The 13,105-nt window shown below is 59.2% G+C and carries 9 protein-coding genes; 7 read left to right on the forward strand and 2 right to left on the reverse strand.

Annotation, left to right across the window (positions count from 1 at the left end; genetic code table 11):
* Positions 1-252: 252 nt before the first annotated feature.
* Positions 253-681, reverse strand: coding sequence for a hypothetical protein (locus GGC65_RS11955; protein ID WP_192647365.1), 429 nt, complete (start codon positions 679-681; stop codon positions 253-255).
* Positions 682-1,562: 881 nt separating this feature from the next.
* Here GGC65_RS11955 and GGC65_RS11960 point away from each other — a divergent pair.
* The 5 genes from GGC65_RS11960 (at position 1,563) to GGC65_RS11980 (ending at position 9,755) form a co-directional block, all read left to right on the forward strand.
* A complete protein-coding gene (locus GGC65_RS11960; protein ID WP_225940791.1) occupies positions 1,563-2,819 on the forward strand; it encodes an MBL fold metallo-hydrolase in 1,257 nt (418 codons plus the stop codon).
* Between the two features lie 55 nt (positions 2,820-2,874).
* Positions 2,875-4,089 (forward strand): DUF2235 domain-containing protein, encoded by a 1,215-nt coding sequence (locus tag GGC65_RS11965; RefSeq protein WP_192647367.1) that lies wholly within the window; start codon positions 2,875-2,877, stop codon positions 4,087-4,089.
* A 140-nt stretch (positions 4,090-4,229) separates the two neighbouring features.
* Positions 4,230-5,876, forward strand: a complete 1,647-nt coding sequence (locus GGC65_RS11970) for a DUF6119 family protein (RefSeq protein ID WP_192647368.1) — start codon at positions 4,230-4,232, stop codon at positions 5,874-5,876.
* A gap of 76 nt (positions 5,877-5,952) precedes the next feature.
* Positions 5,953-7,569 (forward strand): dsDNA nuclease domain-containing protein, encoded by a 1,617-nt coding sequence (locus GGC65_RS11975; protein ID WP_192647369.1) that lies wholly within the window; start codon positions 5,953-5,955, stop codon positions 7,567-7,569.
* A 2-nt stretch (positions 7,570-7,571) separates the two neighbouring features.
* Positions 7,572-9,755 carry a DEAD/DEAH box helicase gene (locus GGC65_RS11980; RefSeq protein ID WP_192647370.1) on the forward strand — a complete coding sequence of 728 codons (2,184 nt, stop codon included), beginning with the start codon at positions 7,572-7,574 and terminating at the stop codon, positions 9,753-9,755.
* Between the two features lie 259 nt (positions 9,756-10,014).
* On the opposite strand, the gene GGC65_RS11985 is transcribed toward GGC65_RS11980, so the two are convergent.
* A complete protein-coding gene (locus GGC65_RS11985) occupies positions 10,015-10,935 on the reverse strand; it encodes a hypothetical protein (protein WP_192647371.1) in 921 nt (306 codons plus the stop codon).
* A gap of 286 nt (positions 10,936-11,221) precedes the next feature.
* Between GGC65_RS11985 and GGC65_RS11990 the strand changes: the two genes are divergently transcribed.
* Complete coding sequence (locus tag GGC65_RS11990; RefSeq protein ID WP_225940792.1) at positions 11,222-11,713, forward strand: helix-turn-helix transcriptional regulator; 492 nt, start codon at positions 11,222-11,224, stop codon at positions 11,711-11,713.
* On the forward strand, positions 11,713-13,041 hold the full coding sequence (locus tag GGC65_RS11995; protein WP_192647372.1) for a type II toxin-antitoxin system HipA family toxin: 1,329 nt from the start codon (positions 11,713-11,715) through the stop codon (positions 13,039-13,041). The genes GGC65_RS11990 and GGC65_RS11995 overlap by 1 nt, the downstream gene beginning before the upstream one ends.
* Positions 13,042-13,105: the final 64 nt, after the last annotated feature.

A 13,105-nucleotide genomic window follows, 5' to 3' on the forward strand; every position in this document is an offset into this window, starting at 1 on the left:
TTTTCTCCTTCGATTGCTCGGGGGACATCCCCGATGGCGCCAGAAGAAGGGACCGCGAGCTGCCGTCACCGAGCGGCACGCGAGGGCGAACCCCGCATGGGGTTGACGGCCAGAGGCAAGCCGGGACCGCAGAAAGGCGACAGGAGGGGGTGGCCTCGAGCAATTTAGAGAAGGCCACCGCCACGGCGATTCAACGATCAGCGCCGAACGCGAGGGCCTTCCAGCCCGACCGACGCGCCCAATTTGGTCCGTTCAGTCGCAGCGATGCGTACCCCAATATTTGCTCCAGCGCAGAGTGAGGCCACTTCGCACCATGGCGCAGGAAATATCGCCGGAACGGGGCGATGTGCAGAAGGCGGCGGTGCGGGTGCCGCCGGCCCCGCCCCTCGAGACGCAGCGCATGGCCGGTCCGCGGACGAGGATATGTCCCGTCCGGTTCCGCCCTTGCGGCTCGCCGAGCAACCCGGCGAGATGATCGCGCGCCGCGACCGGATCGGCGGCTGGGCAGGGATGTCCCGGACTGCAGCTGCCATCCATTTCGCGCGCGGCGACGCCGGAAAGGCGGACATGCGGGCCTTCCGCACACCAGATCGGCCCATCGCCGTCCCAGACCGCGACGGGCGTGCAGGTGAAGGATTGACCGGCGGGAACGACCGAGGCGAGCAAGAACAGGCTGAGCATCGTGGGGTCCGTAATGCGGACGTATCCCCAATTCAAACTCCTCCGCTATCACGAAGCATCAAGGGCCAGCGCGAAGCGCCCAAATATGAGTGCGCTCTTGGCGAGGCCGCAGCCGGGCGGCGTGTGCGCGGGCCTGTGGGCCAGCCGTCGCCCGGCAAGGACACCGAGCCAAGTGCGCTGCGCGGCCCAGAACAACGCGCGGTCCCTGGCGCCGCCTGTCGGTGCCAGAGCACGCCCAATTCAGCTGCGCTCGATCTGCAGCCGGGCAATTGACGCGTAGTTCAGCCTTTGTGAAGAATGACGTGCCGCGGCTCGCCGCAGAGTCCGCACGGTCCCCGGGACCGTTCAAAACCTCTGACGCCGGCAGCCGCGCCTGTCGCGACGCTGGCCTGCGCAATCGAAGACAGGTCGAGCCGATCCGCGATGCATTCGTCACAGAGAGGCGCCCCGTCCATGCGCCGGACTAGCGCCTCGTTCTGCGATGGAGGAGCTCTTAGTCATGGGCTCGCCGTACATACGGATTACGATTCGCGATAGCCGCCCGCCATTAAGGTGCCGGATCTGGCCGTTTGCGGCCCGGCAGCTTTTGGGCGCCTAATATAGGAAGCGGACGTCGATGAATTCCATGCCAACCACACAGCATCGTCCCTTCGGCCGCCGCGGCGCGGCGCGGCTCCGTCCATCCGGCCCGCGCTAGGCCGTAGATGCTATCAACCGAGCACTTCGATGCGATCGCCGCCATTTTGGATACATCTCTACTAGCGATAGGACAGACGCCCTGTTCGGCGCGAGAATAAGTCGCTAGGCTCGCCCTTCCGAGGAGGGGCCTCATGAAGCTTCGATCGTGTTTTGCAGCGCTGTTACTCAGCGCCGCTATACTTATGTCGTCGCCAGCAACTGCAGACGATGTCGCGCCGAGCGCACGTGTTTCGAGCGCGGTTCTTGTGCGGCAAGGACCATCGACAGAAACTGCCATTCTTGCGCGCTTACGGCCCGGCGACAGCGCGACGCTCGTGGGCGAGATCAGCGGCTGGTACGTCGTCGAGCTTGCCGATGGTACCCGCGGCTATGTCAGTAAGGCGTGGACGATCGTCCGTGCCGAAGAAGGCACCGAAGCGCTCGCGCAGAGCCGTCACAAGGTTCATGTCATCGATGTCGGCACCGGCCTCGCAGTGTTCATCGAAGGCCCCGGCTTCACGCTGCTTTATGATGCGGGAAGCCAAGACGATCTCCACGATGGCGATGAGAACCGCGTTGTAGCCTACATCCGTGCGGCGCGTCCCGACCTCACGCGGATCGATCACCTGATCCTCAGCCACCCGCACAAGGATCATCTTCAGTTAATGCCTGCAGTCTTCGACGCGTTTCGGATCGGCAACGTCTGGGAGTCCGGGCGCGTGAACAAGACCGATGGCTATTGCCACTTCCTCAAGGCCGCGATGGCGGAGCCGGGCGCGCGCTATCATGATGCGATCGCGTCGAACGCGACGCGAAACGTGACCTTCACCGGAAGCGGCTGCAACGGCACCGTGACCGTGCGTCAGGACGAGATGATGAGTGAGGCACCGGTCGCGCTCGGGACGGGCGGGCGGATGCGCTTTCTCTATCGCGACGCGCACCCCTATTCCGATCCCAACGGCAACAGCGTCGTTGTACGCCTCGATCTCGGCGGAAAAAGTATATTGCTAGCGGGGGACGCTGAAGGTGGAGAACGTGAGCTCCCCGCGACGCCTCCTAGCCCGCGCAGTATTGAGGCGAAACTTCTTCTGTGCTGCGCTGCTGATCTCAAGGCCGACGTTCTCATTGTAGGCCATCATGGCAGCCTCACTTCGTCCCGAACGGCTTTTCTCGATGCGGTGGGCGCGTCAATCTATGCGATTTCGTCAGGTCCCTACCCCTATCACCGCGTCAGGCTGCCCGATGCCGAGATCGTTTCCGAACTGGAGCAGCGGGGTCAAGTCCTGCGAACCGACCGCGAAGATGGCTTTCGCCTCGAAGACGATGCGCGCGCTTGCGAAATGCGCAATCGTAAGGTCGGGCCGGACGCCGACGAGATGCCGGGTGGATGCGACAATATTCTAATCGATATCGGCCCCGACGGCTCCATCCGCGCAGGTTACAGCAGTTTGAGTGACTAGCGCCGGCGTTCGCCGGGATCGGCGAGACCGCAACCGAAACCGGCAGGAGACGAAGATGGCAAAAGACGGAACTGAGGGACGCAATCTCGTCATATGCTGTGATGGGACCAATAACGAAATCGGAACGCGGCTTTCGAATGTCTTAAAGCTCTACAAGATTGCCGAAAAGAGCGACCGCCAGATCGCTTACTATCACCCGGGGATCGGCACAATTGCGATGCCGGGCACTTGGGGAAAATGGCGGCGGACAACCTCGTCACTCTTCGAGATGATGACTGGGCATGGGCTCGATCGCGACGTTCTTGCGGCTTACTGCTTTCTTTGTCGGCACTACCGTGATGGGGACCGCATCTATCTCTTCGGTTTCAGTCGCGGGGCCTACACCGTGCGCGTGCTCGCGGGCATGATCTATCTCGTCGGCCTTTTGCGCGAGCATCAGATCAATTTCGCCGAATATGCACTTAAGGCGTACAAGCGATCAGGCGAGACCGATGACCATGCGACGGCACGCGAGTTTCGCGACGTCGTGCGACCGCAGTTGGCCGCCATCAATTTTCTCGGCGTCTGGGATACCGTTGCCTCGGTAATTGTCCCGGGGAGCACGCCCCTCTCCGACCCGACGCTTGAGGAGCTTCCTTTCACTCGTCACAATCCGGCCGTCGCCGTGTTTCGCCACGCCATGGCGATCGACGAGTTCCGCCGCATGTTCCGCATTCTCCCGTGGAAGGAGCCCCAGGAATTTCGGCCCAATCGCTATTCGCAGGACGAAACCTTCCCCGCGCAGGATTGCCGCCAAGTCTGGTTCGCTGGCTGTCACTCTGATGTCGGTGGCGGCTTTGCAGAAACCGAAAGCGCGCTCTCCAAATATCCGCTTATTTGGATGATCGAAGAGGCCCAAAAGCACGGCCTGCGCGTTCGCACCTCTATGGTCAATCATATCGCGCGCGGTCAGCCGCGCGAAGGCGCACGAGACTATATGAAGCCCGATCCCGCCGGTCTGTTGCATCGCTCGCTCAGCTGGGGCTGGACCCCTTTCGAGATCGTCCCCAAGGCCAAGAAGTATCTCGACTGGACCGAACGGCGGTCATTTCTCGGCTATTATCTTCCTCGCGGTGAGCCACGCACGATCTTGCCGGACGCGTGGGTGCATACGTCAGTGATCGACCGGCAAGGCGCAGTGCCTGGTTACAAGCCGGTCAATCTTCCCGAAGTATTCCAGACCGAAACGATTTTCGGACCAGCCGAATCTGGTCCTAATGGAGGTCGCTGAACTTAGATTTCTCCATCCTCTCCAAATATCTCTGGCGATATGCCCATATTTCGCATCACTATGGCAATCAAGGGTAGGCATAATCAGTTTAAAATCGCATTCGATTGTGTCACATAAATCCGGGATGAGGGAGATGTGCTGTGGCTGATGCCGGAGCTCTCGTGGGGCCAGTGCCGAACATTGTAGAGATTTCGCTGCGACTTATGCGCGGATCGACGGCAGAAGAAGCGCTAAAGGATGATCATGACTTCACGCCGATGCCGAGCAGTATCGGGCAGCTCTATTTCAACCAGTCCGGTGCGCACCCCCCGGGTTGGGTGAATTTCTTGGAAGAGATTGCACCGGCAGCGCGCGACGAGTTCCGCACACAAAGCTGCTCGGCCGTCCTGTTCGTAGAAACCAAACACCCGGCCAAGCGGCTGTTTGCCATTTGTTTTGGGCAGGGCCATCACGCATTAACCGACGGCGCCGTCGAGACGGGGTTCGGCCTCAAGGTTACGCTTAACCTCGTATCGCGCGATCGTCTGCGTGTCATTGATAGCGCACAGCTCGACTCGACCGTTATGCAAAAGCGCACTCAAGCGAGCCGTAACGCAGATCTTGGTGCTTTCGAAGTGGATACAGACCGAGATTTGGTTCGGCTCGCGTCGGGCATTCCGTCATCGAGCGACTTTGCCAAGGCGCTTACCGGCCGCGACGCGCTAAAATTCCGGGCGCACCTCGCTCCGACGCGCATAGTTGCTCAATGCGAGCGTGCGCTCGAGCTCTATGGCGAGACGTCTTACCAACGCGACTTCGGCTTTATCGACCACGTGCAGCCCGTCTCCAGTCGTACGCTGATCCAGGCCCTCGATGACATGGTTTTCGAGGAGTTGAAGATCTTGGTCGATGGCGGCGCCTCCGACCTGCATCTCGCAATCCCTGACATACTGGGTCCAGAGGACTCGGTAGAGATAGGCTATTTTGGTCTGGGGCTGAGCTCCGGCAAGGAGAGCTATCTGGAGCTGGCGATCGAGGACTACGTTTCTGAGCTAAGAAAAGGGAAGTTCGACACCATCACTGACATGCGGGCACTCAAACCATCGCACGAGATTCGCGTAATGAAAAACGGACGCAGCGACGGCACACATCGCCGAAAGCTGTATTCCTGCTTTGTCTTCGAGACGAGCGAGGCGGACAATAGCTACGTTCTCTTTGACGGGATATGGTATCTGATTGAGGACAAGTTTCAGAAAGACGTCGAACGCAGCTACCAAGCCCTCCTGAAACCGTCGTTCTTAACCAAAACGGTAGCGAAAACTGAGCAGGCGTTGATCGCGGAGCTTATCGCCGACCAGCGACTTCTTTGCCTCGATCAGACCCGCTCCAATCCGGCCGGCGCACCCACCGCCAAGATCGAGGCCTGCGATTTCCTCTCTAGACAAAGCGAGCTGATCCATCTGAAGGACGGCCACTCATCGGCCCCGCTCAGCCATTTATGGAACCAAGCGTTGATCTCCGCCGAGGCGTTTATGGGCGATTCAAAATTTCGGGGCGACTTTCGGCGGGCCGCAACAAAGCGTGAGGTGAAATATAATCGCCAGGGCTTTTCCGCCCTCATTCCGGATGGACGCACGAGGCCTACCGCCAAGAATTTCACCGTAATCTATGGCGTGATGCGCCATGCCCACAAAAAGTCGAAAAACCTCAACCTTCCTTTCTTCAGCAAAGTGGCGCTGCGCGCCGCGGCCGCGCGCATCGATCGGATGGGATTCAACGTCCAACTCCATCTGATTGAGAAAGTTTAATCCACCTGGCAGCCACCACGTGCCTTCCCATTTTTGGCAGGAGGCGCAATGCTAACCCAGTAAGGAGAAGGGCCGCGTGCCGGATGATTTGAGTAGTATCGCTGCATCGTCAGATGCTGGTGGCATCGCTGCGCGTAAGGGCTTTCGAATTCAGGACCATGTTGCCGCGCGCCTTGCGCTGGAGATGCTGCACGATCCCACGATTTTGCAGCTGGAATGCGAGACTGGAGACGATGTCGTCCTGCGCCGTATGGAAGGCGGACAAACCATCATAGAATATATTCAGGTCAAAACGACCGAAATAGATGCAAAATGGTCTATCAAGGAGCTCACGGCACGCGTCGGCGGCAGGCAAGGAAGTTCGATATGCGAGAAATCTCTCTTGTGCGACAAGCACGGGGAAACCGCCTGGTTTAGGTTTGTAACCACGCGCGCAATATCGACAAAGCTGCAGCCTTTCCGGCGCCCGCGCGCCAAGCGCGCGGACTATAAGGGCCTTGAAGCTCTCGTCGTCAGCTTCTCCAATAAATTCAAGGCAGTGCAGTCGCCGTCGGGCCGAAACTTGGGCGACTGGGCAAGCAATATGTTCTGGGAGATTGAAGGTGAAGAGGACGCGTTGATATCGCGCAATATCAATGCCCTCCTCAAGTTGTCGGGCGGCCAGGGGGTCAATCCCAGCTACGAATCCATGGATGCGGTTTATCGCGAGCTAGCCGACAAGGTCCGGACAATGGGCGACAAGCCCTCGGCAGATGCCGAGGAGAAAGTGTGGACCCGCCATGACTGCCTGGACTGGTGGGCGTCGCGGGTCGATGCGATGCGAACGGCCGCGAATGCGTCGGTCAAGGTTTACCAAATCTCGAACGTTCCGCAGTTCTTCTCGGAAATCTGCTCGATGGATGAAGATACCATTCGGCGCGCGTTATACGCCTATGACGTCGAGTTTGATGGCGATGTCTGGCGGCGCGACGAGCTGATCGATCATCTGCTGGATTGGCTTCCGGAAATTGCGCTCCCGCCACAAACGCTAGCAAATTTTAATCATCTTGCCGCAAGGCGACTGCCGGGCGAGGCATTGAGAGAGCTTGATCGCCGCGGCTCGACCGATATTCCACAGCTCATAGCCGCACTCATGCTGCACGCCATCCTGCGCCATCATTTTGGCGCAGAGCCGATCGCCTGCCGCATATTCGTGCTGATTGGCGGAACGATGAGGGCAAGCAGCGCCCATATCGTCCAGTTACCCAGCGGTGAGGAAATCTGGCTCGGCCGTTCGCGACTGGTCACGGCGTCGTCTCATGAAGCCGTGATCGACGAGGTTCTTGCGGAACTGCGGACCGGGCTTACGCGCGACGTGCTGAAGGAAGAGCGGGACATCATCATCCAGCTGCGCGAGCCGAGGCACTTGCGAGACGACAAACTGGACGCGATCCTGTCGAAGACCGGAAAAACATCGGAATTGCTCAAGGTCATGCGCCTGCCCCTTTTGGTGGCCTATGATAGCGCGACCCTCGGCTCCGGCTTCGACGCGGGCTATCTCGATAGTCTAAAGGAAGAAGTCGCGATGGAATATGCGAGGATCAAGGCGCTGCTGGGCGACGAACTGGCATCTGTCCAGATCTCCTTGTTTCTAGTTCCTGTGGAATGCGCCGACACGCTCGCCCTGGATTTCGAGCAGAAGTTGAGGAAGTGACGATGGAACTCGACGATATCCGGCAGTGTATCGCCAATCCCGACAAGATGATCGCGGCCCGCTTTCCGATTTTCCGGGAGGTAACGCGGCTTGCCAACAGGGAGAACACAAGCGCTATAGCCCGGGATCTGGTCATACGCCTGCTTCCACACAAGGCGCTTCTCACCGATGGGTATGACGACTTACTTGATGCATTGGTGCGCGAAGTCGGCCTATATCCTTATGCCGATCAAGCGAGAAATGCGGGGATCGAGGAGCAGATGCTCTTCGAAGCGCACCGCGTACAGGGCGTGGGGCAAGAGAGATTTTTCCACAGCCTTCAGCTGGCGGTTTTCCAGGAGATTGTGAACGGACGAAATGTCGTTCTGAGCGCGCCGACCAGCGTCGGAAAAAGCCTTGTCATCGACGCTGTTCTCGCGACGCGACAACACAAGAAGGCCGTCATCATCGTCCCCACTATCGCGCTCATCGACGAGACGAGACGGCGCATAACGGCGACCTTAGGCAGCACGCACGACATCATCACCCATCCGAGCCAGGTTCGTCTTGGCGACGGCCGCCCCACGGTCTACATCCTCACCCAAGAACGGGCACTTGGGCGCAACGATCTTGAAGATGCCGATTTTTTCGTAATTGACGAATTCTACAAGCTGGATCTTCGTGATGGGAACGATGAGCGGGCGATCGATCTCAATATATGCTTTCATCGTCTAGCGCAGAACGGCGCTCAATTTTATCTTATCGGGCCCAATATCGCGAGCGTTAACGGCCTTGCCTCATCCTACAAGCATGTCTTCATGCCTTCCGATTTTTCGACAGTGGCTCTGGACATTGAATATTTCAACCTCAAGCAGCGTGGCGAGGAGCGGAACGAAAAGCTTATCCAATTGTGCGGATCGCTCAAGAGCCCCACTCTGGTCTATTGCCAGTCGCCGCGCAGTGCGCGCGATGCAGCGCGGACGATATATGAAGCCTCGAAGCTTCCTGTGACCGACGCCACGAAGAGCGCCGTCGACTGGCTGGAACAATATTTCCCGAGTGAATGGGAGGTAATCCAGGCTCTGAAGCACGGGATTGGCATTCATCACGGAAACGTTCCAAGGGCGATTCAGCAATATATGGTGAGAGCCTTTGAAGAAGGCCGTGTTAAAATTCTCGTCTGCACATCGACGATCATAGAGGGCGTGAATACGGTCGCCGAGAATGTGATAATCTTCGACCGCCGGACAAACACCAGCACGATCGATGACTTCACCTTCAGGAATATCGCCGGCCGTGCGGGGCGAATGAACCGCTATTTCATCGGCAAGGTGTTCGTCCTTGAGGAAGCGGTTGCGGAAGGGGATCATGTCGTCGATTTGCCCGTGGGCCAGCAGGACGAAACGACGCCGATGTCGCTGATCCTCGACCTTCCTACGGGGAGCCTGTCTCCCCTGTCGCAGGAAAGGATCAAGGCCGCCTTCGAGGAGTCCAAGCTGAGCGAAGCCACGATCCGGCAAAATCGTTACGTTCCGATCGAGGATCAGAACGCGCTGTTCGAGGCCGTTTCGCTCCTTTACGATACCAATCCCGGCCACCTTCAGTGGAAGGGCGTCCCCAAATCGGCGCAATTGCTTGCCGCCTGCAACCTGATTTACGAACATCTCGATCATGGGGAGTCGCTACGCCGGCACAAGATATTTGCCGGAGATCAACTGCAGGCCGTACTTACAAGCCTCATGAGCGCGGACGACTTCAAAGACTTTATTGCCCGGCGGGTCGCGGAGCGTTGGAAGGATGACACGATCAGCGACGCTGTTGAACAGGCGCTGTCGTTTCTTCGCAATTATGTAGGATATAAGTTCGGACGGCAGTTGATGGCACTGAGCAGAATTCAGGCCGACGTACTGTCGCGGTACAAAAAAGCCGCCCCAGGCGATTACTCCATGTTTGCTGCGCAGGCCGACTCGCTGTTCATGCCGGCTGGACTGTTTGCGCTGGACGAATATGGGGTTCCGTCCGAGATAGCTCGGAAAATCATGATCGATAGCGGCGCGATCGAGAACGTCGATCAGGGACTTCGTATCCTGGCAGGGATCGATCTCGGGCACGTACAACTCCAGCCTTTCGAAAGAGAGATACTGGAAAGCGTTCAGCAATCCTTACCGCTACGAGCGTTCGCACGGCCGGAAGACGAGAAAAACTGAGACGACTCGACTACCGCCTTGGGCTATGCCGTATGACTGTGAAAGGACGTGCTGCATTCTGGCTGCAACCGCCGCGAGGCGCTGCGGGGTGGCCCTTACGGGGCGCGATCACCCCGCCTGACCTCGAGTATAAATCTGTAGGACTTTAGCATGCTGAGGCAAATAGAGGGTCGGCATCCGCTTTCAGAGGTATTCTGAAAACGCGCAAACGTCCGATGCCGGGCGCAAAGCTCCCTCGACCGAGAAGAAACCGCCGCCGTTACGCCGTGACGGCAGGAAGAGTCGGATCGTCGATATTGATTGACAGCATCCATCGCTTTGAAAAACGTCCTGCATAGGGAGCCGCGGGCTCGAGTTTACGCGAGCTGCCGCGCTGCGCGTCATTGACCCACCTAGCGATACGAGGATCCTGGACGCCCAAGACTTCCTCCAGAAGATAGCCTGCTCGGACGCGGACGATCTTTTCGACACTGAGATCGATTTCCGCGATAATGGATTCGAGATGTTGTAGCGCATGCTTGCGCCAGACATCGACAACCTTGGCAGCCCCACCGCAGCGTCCGGGCGCGGCGATCGAGTCGCGAAACGTCACTCCGACCGGACTGACTCGGTCAACATCGGCGCCGAAGTCGCCTGGTGGCACCGGATCGCTACGCTCGTGACGATGGAGATTGCGCCCCCGCAAGACAGGAAACGGGCGCGGCGGGGTCATTCTGAAGAGCGAGCCGGCCTCTCCCCATTCATCCAGGTCATCGTCAAGCAGTTCGGCCACCGTCTCGCGGGCCCCGCGCGCCCATAGCGAGCGATCGGCGGTCGAGACGAACAGGTCAGGCTCAGGCGCGCTCAGTCCGTGCCAGGCTAAGGCGGAAGCGTGCGAGAGGTAGCAAAAGGGATCGGCGTCGAAGAGCACCGCCTCGGCATCGCCATCCTCCACAATGAAGATCGGCCCGCTGAATTCTGCGTCTCGCAGCAGCTGTCCGCTGCGAGCGCCCAGATCGGGATAATAGGGAAATGGCGTGAAGGTGACCTCGGCGAGCAGATTGCGCGCCCGTTTCGTGCTAAGGGGCCCGTTCCGTTGCGGAAGGCTTTGTCCGGCATAGCCTCGATCCCTGAATAGCTGCCGCGCAAGCAGCAGCAGACCGAATTCGGATATGACAGTGCGCCGCGTGTCCCGCGCCATTTGAGATATAAGGGTTGCAGCCGAGGTCATGGTTCGAGGATGGGCACGATGTCCTTAGGACATCGTGCCCATCCTCCACTTAGTCAAGCAAATCTTAATGGTGCTTCGATGTCAGCAATGTCCTAAGGACATTGCTGACATCGAAGCATTGGTCAAGACCTGCAGAATGAACCCGAACGGGAACATAAGCCGCAAAAGCCTCACTCATCCGTCAAATTGCACCCGAACAGGTGCATTATTGACTTTTACACCTCTCGTCATTATTTCTGCACCCGAAAGGGATCAAATGTCTGACGACCGGACCAGCAAGCGTATGCTTGAGGCTATCAATCTCCGCGATGCCCAGGTGAGAAGCGCGAGCGGCGACAAGACGCTACGCGCCTATCAGGGCGCACTAGAGGGATATCGCTCCTCGTCTGCGCGTGCCCTTACCCAATCGCCTTCCACCCGGCAGACAGGCGGCAACATTGTCGGACGCGACTCCCGGTCGGGTCAATTTCTGACACAAAAAGGACCCGCAACTTCCACCCCTCCAACGTCGGCGGGCGAAGTGCGCGCGCCGCACCCCATCGACAGCGCCGCCGATCTCGGCCAGATCATCCGCAAGGCGCGCAAGCGCATGAAGTTGAGCCAAGATGAATTCGCGACCTATGCGGGGGTCGGACGTCGCTTCCTTTCCGAGCTCGAAGGCGGAAAACCGAGCGTCGAGTTCGACAAGGTATTGGCGTGCGCGCGCGCGGCGGGGATCGATATTTTTGCGCGGCCGCGGCACGGCTGATGCGCCTGCTCAACGTCTGGCTCGAATGCGCCGAGCAACCGATCGGTACGCTTCTCGCAAATGACGAGGGCGCCCTGTCATTCCATTATGCGGATAGCTGGATCGAGACGCGCGCCAATCATCCGCTTTCCCTGTCGCTGCCGCTTGAAGAGGTGGAGTTCGGCGATGTGCGCGCGCGCGCCTTCTTCGACAATCTTCTCCAGGAGAATGATCAGCTCAACGGGGTGATGGCGCGCAACGGGATTTCGCGTACCGACATCGCCGGACTGCTTGCCCATGTCGGTGCGGACTGTGCCGGAGCTGTGAGCGTGCTTCCCGAAGACGCGCCGCCGATAAAGCGGCCGGGTGATCTCGATGGCGATTATGACGCGCTGGCCGATGAGGAGTTTCGCGACCTCGTCCATCGTCTGGCTACCGGCAAGCCCCTTCCGGACGGGATGAGAGACCCTTCCCCCGTCGCCGGCTTCCGCGACAAGATCAGTCTCGCGGCCCTCCCGGACGGCAGCTTCGGCCTTCCCAAGGCCGGGAGCGGCGCGCCGACCACGCATATCCTCAAGATTCCGCATGCCGATCACCGCCACGAAGCGCGCGACGAAGCCTTCGTCACACTTCTCGCCCATGATTGCGCCCTGCCAGTCGGCACCTGTGTCGCCCAGATAATAGACGAGCATGAGGTGCTGCTGATTCAGCGCTTCGACCGCATCGTCGAGGGCAATAAGGTCTATCGCATTCATCAGGAAGATTTCGCGCAAGCGGCCGGCCTGCCCGCCGAGCTCAAATATGAAAGGCGCGGCGCCGAAGGACGAAAATTCGACGCCCCGACGATCGGGCGCATTCTGGATGCAACGGGTCACCCCGCGCTATCCCGCGCCTTCTTCTTGCGCATGACGCTATTCAACCTGCTGATCGGGAACAACGACAATCATGCGAAGAACCACGCGATCCTCCACAGGCCGGGCGAGGCGCCCGAACTGGCCCCCTTCTACGATCTGGTGCCGGTCCAGACAGTGCCGGGTTTCGTCGAAGAACTCGCTTTCAACATAGGCACCGCAGCGCTGCCGGAGGACATCACCGTCGACGATCTCGACCAATTCGCGCACGCGATCGGCTTTCCGGCCCGCAACAGCCGAACGATCATCGGCAAGTCAGCGGGCGCTCTCATCAAGGCGATCGAACCGCTGGCGTTGAACTTCCCGGTCGAAATGCGGGCGCTCGACAATCAAATCGGCGCAGCCGCTGAATTTCTGAACGAGTTGCTATCGCTTGGCCTGGACGTCCGCGCGCGCGACGCGCTCGTGACAAGCGGCGGCGGCTGGCTCGTGAGTTGAGTCCGCTTCTAGGCACTTTCCGCACCATCCTGAACGGCCGACATGAGGCGCGTAGCCGACGCAA

It is taken from the genome of Sphingopyxis sp. OAS728 (assembly GCF_014873485.1).
GTDB lineage: Bacteria > Pseudomonadota > Alphaproteobacteria > Sphingomonadales > Sphingomonadaceae > Sphingopyxis.